The organism is Desulfopila sp. IMCC35008 (genome assembly GCF_010646885.2).
In the GTDB taxonomy this organism is placed as follows: Bacteria; Desulfobacterota; Desulfobulbia; order Desulfobulbales; family Desulfocapsaceae; genus Desulfopila.
On sequence record NZ_CP050700.1, the window covers coordinates 2793723 to 2809164 of the forward strand.

Consider the following 15442-nt stretch of genomic DNA (forward strand, 5'->3'; position numbering starts at 1 on the left):
TCTCAATGGAAAGCGCCATGCCAATGAAACGCACAGCAGAACCACAACCATATTCGATTTCGTTCTATATAATACTCGGAGCAGCGCTTTTTGCCTTCATCCAGACGTTCTCTCTCCTCTCTCCCATTCTGCTGTCATTTATGCTTGTGTTGCTGATCTCTCTTGCAGTTAATCCAGTGATCACCTGGATGAGGGCCAGACGAGGTGGTAGGAAATTACCAACCGGACTCCTCGCTGTCGGATCGATAGTGGTGATTGGTTTGACATGCTGGGCATTTTTCGGCCCAATGAAAGCCTCGGTAAGTACCATCTCGGACACCTTACCAGATTACTGGGAGCGTCTTCAGAAACCCCTGATTAAATTTGAGCAACAATCCGTCATTTTCGAAGAAAAACTCCAGGAGGAAGTCAGTACTGAATTAGCTGAGGATAATTCTCTACCAGGAAAGCCCAAGGCAGCTTCACCACATAAAAAATCGGCTCCCGCGGCTTCTCCCAAAGAGGCTGACACGCTTCGCGCCAGTCTCAGCCGAATGATAAAAGATGCACTTGGCAGTTTCACCGCAGTGGCCTTCAACGGAGCGCAGATACTCGTTGTCATGGTAACGGTCTTTTTCGGGGTGGTCTTTATGCTTATGAATCCCCGCCCGATTTTTGGTGCTATACTTGCGATTTTCCCTGAGCGCCACCACGACCAGGCGGTGACTATCCTGCAACGTATTAGCAAATTTGTCCCCATTTGGGCCGGCGCGACACTGCTGGCGATGGTTACCATCGGTACGCTGGTTTTCATTATGATGTGGCCAATCTTCGGTTTCATGGACGCGTTGGTCCTGGGACTGGTCGCCTGTGTCCTGGAAGCAATTCCGTTTCTGGGTCCGATGCTCAGTGCTGTACTGGCACTTTTACTGGCTCTCGGTAAAGGAGGATTGACTCCGCTTTGGGTCGTACTTGTCTATATTGCTGTTCAAGCCTTCGAGAATAATGTGATCATTCCTTACATAATGGCGAAGCGGATGAAATTACATCCGCTGGCAGTGATCTTTTCTATGCTCCTGAGTATTGCCGCTTTCGGCGTACTGGGTGTTCTTGTCGCGGCCCCCTTGGTTGCAGTTGTGACTATCCTCCACGACGAACTGTATCGAAAGCGCTTTCTTCCCTCGACAACAGAGGCCGAACTGGATCACCTGGCAGGTATCGCTTTGCACGAAAAACAGGATTTGAGTAGAGGCTCCATACCTGCAGACATTACACCTCATCAGCAAGGTGAAGAGGTGTAATCGGCCAAATATGACCACTGGTTCTATATCACCATTCTGATACCATTGCCAACGCCCTTTCCACCACAGCCACCTCTCTATATTTTTATTTAATATCGAGTACCTAATCACCACTATACAATTTGTCACATTCTGGGCATAGCACTTGCAATTCTATAAGTAAAACGATCCGAGATGGATCATCATACTACTGGCAGGATAGGGAGAAAAGGAGGGTAACGACGGACCTGCAACCACCCATGAGATGACAAAGCCCGACTTGCTGACAATGGTGCTGGTGGCGACGCAGTACTCGGTGCCATCACCGGAGGGAGCCCGGTCACAAATGCTGTTGTAGGTGGAGGCGTTGGTGCAATCACCGGCTTCATCCTCGGTGAAGGGGACAAATAGGATACGTCGCATAAGCGACGACGAAAACAACGATCAAAAACATTCACAGTTAAAGAGGATCATTATGAAGTCACTATCACTTTTAAAACCGCTACAATTGCCCGCAAACTTTCTCCTCATTCTTTTCATGCTCTCCTTCCTGGGTTGTGCATCGACAGCAAAACATGAGGGAACCGGAGAGTATATTGACGATTCGGTTATCACAACCAAAGTCAAAGCCGAAATCTTTAATGACGATACGCTGAAATCAAGTGAGATCAATGTCGAAACGTTCAAGGGGGTTGTCCAACTCAGCGGCTTCGTCAATTCCCAGGCCGATATCAACAGAGCGGTAGAGATTACCCGTAATGTCAAAGGGGTGAGCGGAGTCCGAAATGATATGCGGGTGAAATAAAGCCGCAGTTAGCAGGATCGGTTAGCAGATGGGTTATGCCCAGCAAGTTATCGTGATTGGCTGACAGGTCACGCCCCAGCACATCAATAAAACCGGGATAACCCATATTTTTAAACAGGACATAATTATGCGAAAGAATTTTCTCACGACACTTCTCTTTACCGGGATCATTGCCATCACATCATCGTTACGTACGTGTGGCAAGCGATATTCTGTTGATCACCATCGGAACCGGTATGGTTGTTGACGCACTTCTGGATTTGAACGACAACTAAACATGTTCGAATCTCATCAGGGTTTATACGAGTTTCAGGTCATTATTTATATTTTTACAAGGAGAATAGTATGTTGTGGACGATTACTGTAATACTTTTAGTTCTGTGGGTACTCGGTTTGGTCAGCAGTTACACCATGGGCGGGTTTATTCATGTCCTGCTGATACTTGCCGTTATTGTTGTTCTACTGAACATCATCAAAGGTCGAAGGCTTTTGTAGCCTGAAAAAATAGAGTTTGAAAACTCTAGACAACATCACATTCAAACTCTTGGTCTATCATGATGTCAACAGAGAGGACGATATGAAATCATATACAGTTATAGCTGTCATTCTTATAGCTTTGGGGATTGCAGTCTTTGCCTATCAAGGTATCAGCTACACGGCAACCGAGAAAGTCGTAGATCTCGGTCCCATCCAAATGACGGCAAAAAAAACCAGGACACTGCCGCTTCCACCAATCGTCGGCGGAATTTGTCTAGTGGGCGGTATTGTTTTGCTGGTCACTGGTAAAAGAAAGGGATGAACAGTGCAGTCAAATGGATCTGGACTCGACATGTGTATCTCTGTTGTAGAGAAACCTCGTCAGCAGTCACTCGCAGAAGAAATTGCCAATAGCATCAGTCATGGGATAGGGCTCATCGCCGCCCTTGTCGGAGCACCATATCTCATAACCCAGGCAGCACGATATGAAAACGGAGGATTCATCGTTGCGACAACTATCTTTTGCGCGACAATCATAACCCTCTATCTCTTTTCAACGCTCTATCACGCGCTACCCACGGGAAAGGCCAAACGTGTCTTTCGAGTCATTGAGCACTCTGCCATTTTTCTACTTATCGCCGGCACCTACACCCCGTTTGCACTTGGAGCATTACACGGACCATGGGGCTGGTGGTTATTCGGTGTGATCTGGGGTCTGGCACTCATCGGCATAACGCTGAAAATGTTCTATCTCGCCTCCCGCCCGCTACTTTTCACCTCTCTCTACCTGTTGATGGGATGGGTTGCCGTTATCGCGGTTAAGCCATTTCTGGCCGAAGTCCCCAGAACAGGCTTGTGGCTGCTCTTTGCCGGGGGGCTGTTTTACACAATCGGTGTAGCCTTTTTCGCAACCGATTCCAGGCTGAAATATGGCCATTTTATTTGGCACCTCTTTGTTATGGCCGGAACCCTGTGCCATTATTTCGCTGTGCTCTGGTATGCGACCTGATACTGCCTACTGGAACTGATGAGTTAACACCCATGAAATTTAGAAGCCTGCACAGATCGTTCACCTTCCACAGAGGAGTAACGTCATGAAGAAAAAAGATGCCTACAAAGAGAAGATCGATGCCGAGTTGGAAAAAATTCAGGCCCGGTTATCTGAATTTAAGGATCAGGCGAAAAGGTTGGATACTGATGCTCGTGCCAGACATGCCAAACATGTGGATGAGATTGAGCAGCATGTCGCCAGCACGAAAAAGAGACTACTTGAATTGGAGAGTGCGCATGATGAGGGGTGGGAACAGCTGGTAGACGGCGTAGAAAACACCTGGAAAGTCCTGCAATCGACTCTTGAAGATGCTGTCACCACCTTTAAGGATTGATCCATATTGAGAGAGAGTGTGAGAGGAAAACCATGAGCCAGAAGAATCTGCATCGCCTATTTAACCCGCGTCACATAGCCGTGATAGGTGCCAGTGCTCAACCAGGGAAGATCGGCAATACCCTGCTGAAAAATCTTGCGGCCGCTGGATTTTCCGGCACGTTGCTGCCGGTGAATCCAAAGTATTCGACCATCAACGGCCTCACATGCCTGCCATCTGTTTCTGATCTTGAGATGGGAGTGGACCTTGCTATCATTGCGACACCGATTAACAGCGTTGTCGATATTGTCAGTGAATGCGTGGAACGAAAGGTTGGCAGTGCCATTATCGTCTCTACAGGTGGCAAGGAAGTTGGTGAAGAGGGACGGGAAATAGAAAATACAATTCTACAGGTCGCCCGCAGGGGCCACCTTCGTATTGTTGGACCTAATTGCATGGGCATTATCCGGCCAGGAGTACATCTGAATGCAAGCTTTGCCACCGAAATGCCGGAATTAGGGAACATGGCATTTGTCTCCCAGAGCGGTGCCATCTGTTCAGCTATTCTTGATCTGGCGTTAAAAGAGCACATCGGCTTCAGCCATTTTGTCAGCATCGGTTCCATGCTTGACGTCAATATGGGCGACATGATCGATTTCCTTGGTAACGATCCGCAGGTGAAAAGCATTCTGCTCTATATGGAAAGCCTATCAAATTTCCGGAAATTCATGAGTGCAGCCCGTTCAGTATCACGGATCAAGCCCATTATTGTCCTCAAGTCAGGAAGAAGTGCCGCCGGTGCCAGGGCCTCGAGCTCTCATACCGGTGCCATGGCCGGAGAAGATGCGGTATATGACGCCGCCTTTAAACGCGCCGGTATTGTGCGCGTCGATACCATCGAGGAGCTTTTTGATTGTGCAGAGCTGATGGCCAAACAACCGCTGCCGCGAGGTTCAAGACTGGCGATCCTCACCAATAGCGGAGGACCGGGTGTGATGGCTACCGATACCCTCGCCCATTTCGGGCACGAGCCGGCAATCCTTGACACTGCAACCATTCATGACCTCGATACATTCCTGCCATCCTTCTGGAGCCGGAGCAACCCCATCGACATCCTTGGCGATGCCACGCCGGAGCGTTTTGGCAAAGCTCTTGAGATATGCCTGGGTTCAAAAAATATTGACGGAATACTGGTTATCCTGACCCCTCAGGTTATGACAAAGCCGATTGCCGTGGCCAAAATGGTCGTCACAGCCATCAAGGGACATCGCCATCCCATCTTTGCCTGCTGGATGGGTGGAAAAGCAATCTGGCAATCTCTGCAAATACTCAACAGTGCCGGAATCCCAACCTATGAGACACCGGAACGAGCCGTTCGAGCCTTTCTCTATATGGTCGAATATTCGCGAGGCCTTGAGTTGCTTTTGGAGATTCCGCCCAAGCGTATTCCGTTTATGGCATTCGATCAGGCAAAGGCACAAAAGCTCATTACCGCTATACCAACCGGAGGAGTCGCTTCGGAAATGGATTCCAATGCCATACTTGCGGCCTATGGTTTTCCGGTCATGAGCACCAAGGTCGCCACAACTGAGGCCAAGGCCATAGATATCGCACGGGAATTGGGTTATCCACTGGTCATGAAATTGTCGTCGCCGGACATCACCTATAAAACCGATGTCGGTGGAGTACAACTGGATTTGCGTTGCGATACAGATGTCAGTGAGGCCTACAGCCACATCATGGCCTCGGCAAATCGACATCAGCCCGATGCCCGGCTCGCCGGAGTAATGATTCAGCCGTACGTTGCCAGGCCGGATTATGAGATTCTCCTCGGGGCCAGGAGAGATGCAAATTTCGGCCCGATTATCCTCTTTGGTATGGGCGGCATTTACACGGAAGTGCTGCATGACAGAGCACTGGGCTTGCCACCTATGAATCGGCTGCTTGCCCGTCGTCTCATGCAGGAGACCAAAGCATTCACCCTGTTACAGGGATATCGCAACCGTCCTAATGCAGACCTGGAGCAGCTCGAAGAGATGATAACACGGCTCTCTCAACTCCTGATCGATTTCCCTGAGATCGCAGAACTGGACATGAACCCAGTTCTGATTAAAGATGGTAACGCCATCGTCGCGAATTCACGAATTCTCATTTCACCGGTTAGAGTGGCCTCACCCCTGCACCTGGTGATCGCCCCCTACCCGGATGAGGACGAATCCCATATTATCAGTACCGGTGGACGCCGCATTCTTGTTCGCCCGGTTAAACCTGAGGATGCTCATCTTATTGTAGATTTATTCAACGTCCTCTCCCCGAAAACTATCTACCACCGCTTCTTTGGGCATATCAAAGAATTACAGCCTGAGATGCTGGTCCGCTTTACCCAGATCGATTATGATCGGGAGGTTGCACTGGTGGCCATGGATGAAGATGCAGATACCGACACCATCCTGGGTGTTGCCCGAATCATAGGAGATGCAGATGGCAAAACCGGTGAGTTTGCTGTCCTGGTGGGAGATGCCTGGCAAGGTGAAGGAATCGGTGCAAAACTGCTTGGAAACTGCCTGAAAGTTGCAGAAAAACAAGGATTCAAAACAGTTTTCGGTATCGCCTTACAAGAAAACCGAGGCATGTCGGCCTTAGGCAGGAAATTGGGGTTTGAGATTCAGCACAGTTCCAACGCAGGAGAATATGAACTGACTATTCAACTGGGAGGCAACCAAACTGTCTCCAACGATTAACAGACATTTCCCCGAAAGAACCAATAGCGCCCGATAGACAACTGAACGCTGGTTGAAAATCGAGAGGGAATCCTTGCCTCACTTTAGCAGTAAGAATTTTCGGGTGAAACAGAAGTTACACCTTACGGATATTTAACTTACGCATCCGGGCGCGTAAGGTACTGCGTTCTATACCAAGGATTTCGGCCGCACTGTTTTTTCCGCTCACTTTCCAATTGGTCTGCTCAAGCACCCGGGTAATATGTTCTCGTTCAACCGCTTCAAGCGTTTGGACATTTGGCGTGGCACTTCTGGGTGATTGTTTCAATTCATCAAAGAGATTGAGTTTAGGCCCGGACGAATTGATAACCGCCCGTTCAAGGACATTTTCAAGTTCACGTACGTTTCCAGGCCAACCATAATTCTGCAAGGTTGTCATTGCACTTGCGGGTATGATGTCGATCTTCTTGCCTAACCGCTTGGCTATCTTTCGGACGAAGTATTTTACCAGGAGCGGAATATCATCCAGACGGTCGCGCAACGCTGGCAAGGTAATAGGGAAAATATTCAACCGATACCAGAGATCCTTCCTGAATCGCCCCTCATGTACCTCTCGTTCAAGATTACGATTGGTAGCGGCAATAATGCGCACATCGACATTTTGCGTATGCGAGCTACCCAACCGCTCGAATTTGCCGCTTTCTATTACCTGTAGCAGCTTTGGCTGCAGCTCCAAGGGTAACTCACCAATTTCATCAAGAAAAAGGGTCGTGCCGTTGGCAAGTTCAAACCGTCCTATCCTTTTGGTGTTGGCCCCCGTGAAGGCGCCTCTCTCATGCCCGAACAGCTCACTCTCAATCAGGTTTGCAGGCAGAGCGGCACAGTTCATCTTGACCATGGCACGATCTCTACGCTGACTCAAATCGTGTATAGCTCGAGCAACCAGCTCTTTGCCTGTCCCTGTTTCTCCCAGTACCAGGACAGTTGTGTCAGTTGCAGCAATCTGTTCAATCTTATAGAAAACGTATTTGATTTCGTTGCTTTGACCAATAATATTGTCATAGTTGAACTCAAGTTTGATCTCTTCCAGCAGATACGCTCGCTCAACTTCAAGCTGATCCTTTAACTTTTTAATCTCTTCAAGAGCGGTTTCGGCAATTTCTCTGCTGTCTTCTGCATTTTTCCGTGATTTCCGGAGTTCGACTGTTCGCTGCTTCACAATTTCATCAAGATTCCGCCTACTATATTCGCGCTCGGTCACATCCTCAATTGCCAGGAGAATCAACTGGTTTTCTTCAGTCTTACTGCAGATACGCCGAGCATTGAGATGCATAATCTTGAAGTCGATGGCCTCAAAGGTATGTTCAACTTCAAAGTCATTGAATTCGGTATTCTCGGGCAGGATGGTCTCGAAGAGTTCTCTGAGTCGGGGAATATCCCATTGATGATTACCGAGATGGTAAATGACCTCTCCTTCTGTTTCGCCAGGATCGACCCCAAAGAACTGGTAGAATGCCCTGTTGGCCCTTACCACCCGCAGCTCATCATCGAGGAGAAGCAGTGGCTCTCTGACTGCCCCCAGAATTTCATCAAAAAAGAGTAGAAAGTTTTTCCGCATTTGCATCTCTACTCACCCGTTTGTTCGAGCTGACTGACTTCACACATTTCACTCATTATTCAACTCAAGAAAAACGTAGAGATTTTTGGTTCTGTCGCAAGCAGCAAAAACCGACAATTGAGCCACGCAACACATTGTTTTGAAATATTTTTAATTACAGTTTACATGCCCTTTGCGTCCTCTACATAGAGTAATAAGGCACCCTTTCAAAGACACTCCATAAGTGAATGTACGAAGATGTCAGGCAACACTCGCCACCTTGTTTTTTCCATTACATTTTGCAATGTATAACGCCTTGTCAGCCTGCCTTACCAGTTGATTGGCATCTGTGAGTAATTCCGGCTCCAGAATGCAGGCAACTCCTATACTCACGGTAATTGAAGGACAGCCTTGGATATAGCAGTGTCGCACAACATCACAAAGTGCATTGGCCTTTTCGATAGCCTGAAGAAGTGAGGTCTGTGGTAAGATTACAGCAATCTCCTCACCTCCATAGCGGGCAGGGAAATCAGTCTTGCGGAGATTATCGAGAATGGTTTTTCCTATAACTCGAAGTACATCATCCCCTGCCTGGTGCCCGTACAAATCATTTACTTTCTTGAAATCATCAATATCAAGAAGGAGCAATGACAGGGCTCGATGGTGCCTGTGATGCTCTTGCACCATGTGGTTCAGGGAGTAATCAAACACCCCCCGAACATAGAGTCCCGTTAAGGAATCGCGTGTGGCTACACCTGCGGCGGCTTCAAGCTGCAGATCGTCTATAATCTTGGGGTTTAAAATATCACCGGAAATATTTGTGAGATAATCCAGGGCAGCTACAAGCATACCCACATCACGTGCTAATTGCTCCTTGAGAATATTCCTGTGAGCAAGTATGCCTCGCCATAATTCAGTAGCTTTATCTTCTGTATAAATTTCGTGTGTCAGTCGGAAAAGCAGCTCTGAAAAAGTATTCGCAATCGAAGACTCAAGATATTGCTTGAGAAGTTCTGGCCGATCGCCCATCTCTCCGATGGATCTTGAGGTGATCCGATTTTTTGATTCAATTTCAACGAGCCTGCGTGTCGTATCCTTACCTGCATCCGAGAAATGTGTAGTCATATGTGTCAACCACGACTGCGTCGTGCACCAGAACTGATGTATATGGAGTATTGTCTTTTCCAGCTACCTTTTGAACCGTTTACAATGGTAACGTATGTATTTTCCATTGTATCGCATCATTATTTTGTTCTCCAGGCAAATAATGATTTCTGGACTTTAAGTAAATTGCGGGTCAGCGGTGCCGAACTGAACCCGGTTGAAGTAGATGCAAAGTAAAAAAAGTAATTCAGATCCCCTGCTCAAAAAAATTGAGTCCGTCGGCTTAGGAGAGTATCATCCTTTCTTACTTACTACCTCTGAGCCATTCCTTGAATGCGATAGAGGCACCATACTGTATATCATACTGTATATCCTGGCAATACATTGCTGTGAATTCAACGTCCGATTTGAGCTTATTTCTGACAGGGTAGAACTCGGCATTTCAATGGAATTATTCAGAAATGGAGTATCTTTAGAATAAAGATTACCAAAGACAAGGTCTTATGAGCGTTAGAGGCAATGTCAGTTACTCGAATTGCTTGTCATTTCGGGGAGATTCAAGGACAAGCTCTAATCTGAATTTGCTTCTTTGTTGTTAGCGCCCCATTCAGCCGAGACTGAACCAAACTTTCTAAGTAACTAAAATTAAGAGAAAATAATTTTTAGTTACTTAGAAGGATTTTGGAGGAGCATAATTGCGTATATAGGAATGTCAATCTGGAGCTAACATCAATTTGTTCTAGATTTAGCCTTACAATCTTTCATGCATTATAGAGTTAAACACGATCTTCAATGTGGAAGAGCAAGAGACCAGGGTGTGGCCTTTTTCCTGGTCATGAATTGGTGAGCGATTCTTAAATCTAATTCTTCGCTTCATCCAATACTTTCCGTACTTTTATTGCCAGATCGGATTTAGCCAAAGGCTTCATGGCAAATGAACTGACACCCATTTCCTTTGCCTTTTTATCGGACATTTTAGCACTATAACCGGTACATATGATTGTCGGCATATCCTGCCGAACTTTCAAGATTTCAACAATCAGTTGATCACCTGTCAAATTTGGCATAGCCATGTCTGTGATCACTAAGTCGAATCTATGTGGATCTGCTTTCACCATTTCTAGTGCTTTTAACGGATCGGTGGTTGATTCAGTTCTGTAACCAAGACTTTCCAAACGGCGTTTGCCAAGATGCGCTATCGCTTTTTCGTCGTCAACATACAGAATGTATTCATCTCCGGTTGGTAGATCATTTTGGTTGTCTATTTCCTGCTTGAACGGGCCTTCATAAGTTGGCAAAAGTATCGTAAAAGCAGTTCCCTGTCCAGGATGACTGTCGACAATTATCACACCGTCATGCCTCTCTACGATACCGTGAACGATAGCCAGCCCAAGACCTGAACCCTTTCCAACATCTTTGGTTGTAAAGAAGGGTTCAAATACTCTCTCAAGAGTCTCAGTATTCATTCCGATACCATTATCATTGACCATTAGCTTAGTATATTGCCCGGGATTTAACTTTGAATGATACTTGGTTTGTTGTTTTTCAATGGTTTCATTTGATAGTTTAACAGTGAGTTTACCTACCTTTTCCAGCATAGCGTCAACAGCATTGTAGCATAAATTTATTAGGAGTTGGCTTATTTGAGAGTCATTGCCCTTGACCAGATATGTATCTGCTGACAAATTTTGCTCTATCTTTATATTTGCGGGGGTTGTTGAGCGAATAAGTTTCATGGATTCCTGTACTACAAGTTTAACATCCATTACCTTTTTAACAGAATCATCCTGTTTACTGAAGGTCAATAGCTGTTTCACCACATCCCTGGCGCGTAATCCTGCAATTTGGATCTCTTCAGCACTCTCTTTGGCCAAGCTGTATTGGGGTAATTCTTCCATGATAAGTTCATTGTTACCCATGATGATGGTTAGCATATTGTTAAATTCGTGGGCAATCCCCCCGGCCAGGGTACCGATAGCCTCCATCTTCTGGGCATGTCGGAGTTGTATGTTCAACTTTTGGTTTTCATCTTCGGCCTGCTTGCGTTCGGTGATATCCTGAAGACTTCCACAGATTCCGATATTCAGCCCATCCTGTGTGATGATTTGCCCGGTAGCCCGAACCCACAATTGGTTGCTCTTCGCCGTGATCAAACGTGCCTCTAATTCAAATGGGGTGCCGGTATCAATCGTATATTGTACCGCCGAGGAGATCATGCTCCGATCGTCCGAATGATAGTAGTTAATGGCTTCTGCAATATCGGGTTGACGGGAAGGCGGCAGTTCGTGGATGCGAAAGGTTTCCTCAGTCCAGGCCAACACCTGATTGTTGAGATTGATTTCCCATCCGCCGATCTTTCCGCTCCGTCCGGTTTCATTTAGCAGGGCCTCGCTTTTGCGCAATGCTTCCAAAGCTTGCCTGAGCTCAGTGACGTCCACGAAAGTCACGATTACCTGCAGCAATTGCCCGGTATTGTCTAGTTCAGGAAAGGCATTCACCAAGACCCATATGAGGTCGTCGGTGCCCGGCCTGTTGATGCTGAGTACTTTGCCCAGTAACGGCTTTAACGTCGCAATAACCACCCGCACAGGATATTTCTCAATCGGCATCTCGGAACCGTCTTCGTAAAGAAAACGCAAGACTGGGTTAATGGCGGTCTTGTCCATCATTTGTTCAATTGACAATCCAAGCAGCATTGACGCTTGTTCGTTGGCAAGCAGTATGCTGGTGTCGGGTGCATGAACAACAACACCTGCGTGTAAATTTTGAATGAGGTTTTTGAGGCGGTTCTCACTCATCCGAAGCGCATCTTCTACCCGTTTGCGTTGAACAACTTCCAGACGTAAACGTTCAGTTGCCTTCGCCAGGTCAGCAGCTTCTTTGCTGATTTCTCTGCTTTGCAATACTTCCGCTTTTTCCAAAGCACGACTTCTGAGGTTTTCGACCTGCTTTTCAAGAAAAATCTTTATGTTCAAATCAGCTTCAATGGTATCAATTTTCTCTGGTAAAGCATGTTGCTGCCAAGACAGAATACGGTTAGAAAATTCCATTTCCATTAAGTGGACTTTTAAAGAGGCACCCCAGCGATGAAAAATACTATATGCCTGCTGCCAATAAATTTGTGCCAACGTATCATTGCCAAATTCCTGACAACAAAGACTCATCCGTTCATTGGCTATTCCCTCCCACTGAAGGAAATCACCCGCTTTTGCTGAGTTGATTGCCTGGTCATAGAACACCAAGGCATCAGTAACATGGCCATCAAGCCGTTTTAATTCTGCAGAAGCCAACAAAAGTTTGTGGTTGTAATTTTCCGGACAAGAATCTGACCAAAGTTGCAATTGTTCGAAAATCCGATTTAATTCAGAACGCCACTTACATTGTGATTCTCTATCTGCATTTCGATAGAGTCCGGAAAGGATTAAAAAGCGTGTAAAAACATGCTCCGGCCATGGCAGCAATCCTTGTGTGCCTACCGTGTACATCAATAGCTCGGCTTCATCTGACAGTGCCAAAGCCTTTTTGTGTTCGCACAACAGAAGAAGGGAAAATGTTTTTACTATTCGATAAATACACAAAACCTGGATGTTGTGATGATTCTCTACTTGGTCAAGATATTCTTCTTCAAGCCGATTGTCAGAGTTGTTTTTGGTTTCAGCAGACAATTGATTAAAAATTAACAGTCCACCTTCAAGCATATCAATGGCCCACTGGTTACGCCGCGATTTGCTGAAGACAAGTGACTGCTGTGTTTCATAAATCAACTCAGAGATTGGAATCGCCTGATAAAACCGGCAATACATATTATGACCAAAAGCGTATGCAGCATATTGCAGGTTTCCTCCCTGCGAACCTATTTGATAGGCCTTGAGATAGTCCTGACTGGCATCCCTTAAATGTTTGAACCAGTGCCGTATCGAACTGCCGATCATAAGATAAAAAACACTTTGATCAGATGGAGATTCAACTGTAGACACCATGACCTGTTCAGCCAGCTCACCAAGCTCTCTGGCTGTTTTATAATCATTATGTACCCAGCCTAAAAGCCCTCCAAAAGCAGTGTGTGAGTAGCCGATTTGCGGTATAAGACCATGGGTGATGGTGAGGTTCACAACCTTCGGAACAATGACACTCCATAACCGTTGGTGAGTTCTGTAGCAGGGAGGGCCTAAAGTGATAAGAAGTTTAGCGGCGGTTCGCTTCTCGAGGTCTTCCATGACTGGTGACTGAGCCAGTGACATAACTGTCCGGTCTCCAAGAAGTTTTTGAAACAGCGAAATCTCTTCGTCTCGAAATTGTTCAAAATCATTTTCAGGTAGGACAATATCAAGTTCCAGCAAAGCTTGACGGCCGGCCTCTATCGCTTCGACATATTTAGCGAGCAACGTGTAGTGGACAATAAGAATATTGAGTGTCTCTGCTTTTTCAACAGAGGTTTTTGTAAACTTCAGTGATTTCTGAATGATACTTTCAGCCTGTTCTTTATCTCCTTCTATAAATTCACTTTCAGCAAGATTCCTGAACAGATTCAAGGCACGCTCATAATGGTTTTTCCAGAATTCGTTAATACCTCCCTCAATTTTTTCCGCAAAACTAAGCGCTGCACGGTTGAATTTTAACATAGCGCCGAAAGCAGTCGCCAATCTCGCTTTACGCGCAGCAGCCATATTCAACTGTATCATCCGATTTATTTCATCTTTAGTATTTATGAGAGAACTGGCAGAATTGAGGTGCTCAAGAACTTTATAGATATGCTCATCAAGTTTTGCTTCCGAAAGACTTGATAGGAGTTGACGACCGATAATTAAATGGGTCTCACAAAGTTTTTCTTTTTCTATCAAAAGAAAAGCCGCCTGCTGCACTCTGTCGTGTATAAACCTGTAAGAGTCCGGATGCGATGCTTTTTCACTGCCAACAGCGTCTTCCGGCAAGAGCAAATTCAAATCTGCGACAAGCGAGAGGGTTGACCTGCACGATTCTATAGATTCTCCACTAATCATGCTCAAATCTAAAAGACTGAAGCGATTCCCAAGACAAGCAGCGAGAGACAGAAGCTTTTGAGTCGTTTGGTTAAAATGCTTGAGGCGTTCTACGAACATACCGACAACACTTTCTGGTAAGGAGTCACTGTCATCAGTCCAGTTCCAGATGTTTCCTGAAGGATCATAACAGAGGATTGAATTCTCATGAAAATATTCGAGCATGGTTCGTATATAAAAGGGGTTCCCTTTGGTGTGATTGAGGATAAAGTCTGTCAACTCATCAAAACCATTTATTGGACCTTTGAGTGCATCAAAGATTAAATCCTTAATATCTGTTTTCGTAAGTTCCCTAATTTCAATCATTTCGGGAGGGGTGTGATGACTTTGTAAACCTGTAAATACAGAAGCAAGGGGGTGATTTTTGCCAATTACGTCATCACGATATGAAGCAATCAGAAGGAAATACCGTAAGGGAGTCTCAAGGTGAAGTTGTTTAAGCAGCTCCAGAGATGCAGAATCGGCCCACTGCCAGTCATCAATAAACATGACAGTTGGATGGTCAGGCAGGCAGACAGCCTGAAGAAATTTTTTGATTACACTGGCAAAACGGTGGCGAGCCTCAAAAAGACCAATTTCCTCTATCTGTGTCTGTTTGTCAAAAGCTTGACCAATTTCAGGAATAAGCGTCACCAGAAGTGAGCCAAGATCACCGACTTCCTGCCTGATTCTTCCATGCAGCAATTTAACTTCACCGTCAGTATCGGGATGCATTTTTTGCCACAACTGCAACAAAGCCTGCCTGACTGCATAATATGGAGTATTCTGTTGATACTGGTCGAATTTACCTTGGACAAACCAGCCGTTCTTTGCCTCTATTGGGAGTTGAAGTGATTGAACCAGAGAGGTCTTGCCTATTCCTGATTGCCCAGGAACCAGAAGTATTTCTCCAGAGCCGCAGCTTGACCTGTCAAAAGCCGATAGCAACAACTGCTTTGAACTATTACGGCCAAACAGCTTATGCGGTATGTTTAATTGATGGGGGCTCAAGTGTTTTTTTGTCAAACTAGCTGAATCAATCAATGGCATTTATCCTTAGCGTATTAGTGACTTAGAAATTCTTTTCTTGCTTCTTGG

12 protein-coding genes are annotated in these 15442 nt (G+C 46.0%); 8 read left to right on the top strand and 4 right to left on the bottom strand.

The features are described from left to right. Positions 1 to 17 precede the first annotated feature (17 nt). Positions 18 to 1280: an AI-2E family transporter gene (locus GA520_RS12310; protein ID WP_163339805.1), complete on the top strand. Its 1263-nt coding sequence runs from the start codon at positions 18 to 20 to the stop codon at positions 1278 to 1280. Positions 1281 to 1433: 153 nt separating this feature from the next. On the opposite strand, the gene GA520_RS12315 is transcribed toward GA520_RS12310, so the two are convergent. Then, complete coding sequence (locus GA520_RS12315) at positions 1434 to 1682, bottom strand: hypothetical protein (protein WP_163339804.1); 249 nt, start codon at positions 1680 to 1682, stop codon at positions 1434 to 1436. Positions 1683 to 1734: 52 nt separating this feature from the next. Here GA520_RS12315 and GA520_RS12320 point away from each other — a divergent pair, with 52 nt between their 5' ends. From GA520_RS12320 to GA520_RS12345, 6 genes are all read left to right on the top strand, one after another. Then, positions 1735 to 2064, top strand: a complete 330-nt coding sequence (locus tag GA520_RS12320; protein WP_163339803.1) for a BON domain-containing protein — start codon at positions 1735 to 1737, stop codon at positions 2062 to 2064. A 345-nt stretch (positions 2065 to 2409) separates the two neighbouring features. Continuing rightward, positions 2410 to 2559: a lmo0937 family membrane protein gene (locus GA520_RS12325; RefSeq protein ID WP_163339802.1), complete on the top strand. Its 150-nt coding sequence runs from the start codon at positions 2410 to 2412 to the stop codon at positions 2557 to 2559. An 82-nt stretch (positions 2560 to 2641) separates the two neighbouring features. Beyond that, a complete protein-coding gene (locus GA520_RS12330) occupies positions 2642 to 2863 on the top strand; it encodes a DUF3185 domain-containing protein (protein ID WP_163339801.1) in 222 nt (73 codons plus the stop codon). 30 nt (positions 2864 to 2893) lie between these two features. Beyond that, positions 2894 to 3550 carry a hemolysin III family protein gene (locus GA520_RS12335; RefSeq protein WP_163339920.1) on the top strand — a complete coding sequence of 219 codons (657 nt, stop codon included), beginning with the start codon at positions 2894 to 2896 and terminating at the stop codon, positions 3548 to 3550. Between the two features lie 85 nt (positions 3551 to 3635). Then, positions 3636 to 3926 carry an aminoacyltransferase gene (locus GA520_RS12340; protein WP_163339800.1) on the top strand — a complete coding sequence of 97 codons (291 nt, stop codon included), beginning with the start codon at positions 3636 to 3638 and terminating at the stop codon, positions 3924 to 3926. A 32-nt stretch (positions 3927 to 3958) separates the two neighbouring features. After that, positions 3959 to 6646, top strand: a complete 2688-nt coding sequence (locus GA520_RS12345) for a GNAT family N-acetyltransferase (RefSeq protein WP_163339799.1) — start codon at positions 3959 to 3961, stop codon at positions 6644 to 6646. Between the two features lie 115 nt (positions 6647 to 6761). Here the strand turns inward: GA520_RS12345 and GA520_RS12350 are convergent, their stop codons facing one another. Both GA520_RS12350 and GA520_RS12355 read right to left on the bottom strand, forming a co-directional pair. Beyond that, entirely contained in the window at positions 6762 to 8243 is a 1482-nt protein-coding gene (locus tag GA520_RS12350; protein ID WP_163339798.1) for a sigma-54-dependent Fis family transcriptional regulator, read from the bottom strand. 240 nt (positions 8244 to 8483) lie between these two features. After that, positions 8484 to 9347, bottom strand: coding sequence for a GGDEF domain-containing protein (locus GA520_RS12355; RefSeq protein WP_163339797.1), 864 nt, complete (start codon positions 9345 to 9347; stop codon positions 8484 to 8486). Between GA520_RS12355 and GA520_RS12360 the strand changes: the two genes are divergently transcribed. Next, a complete protein-coding gene (locus GA520_RS12360; RefSeq protein ID WP_163339796.1) occupies positions 9348 to 9563 on the top strand; it encodes a hypothetical protein in 216 nt (71 codons plus the stop codon). It abuts the gene before it with no gap. 623 nt (positions 9564 to 10186) lie between these two features. Here GA520_RS12360 and GA520_RS12365 read toward each other — a convergent pair. Beyond that, positions 10187 to 15388: an AAA family ATPase gene (locus GA520_RS12365; protein WP_163339795.1), complete on the bottom strand. Its 5202-nt coding sequence runs from the start codon at positions 15386 to 15388 to the stop codon at positions 10187 to 10189. Between the last annotated feature and the right edge of the window lie 54 nt (positions 15389 to 15442).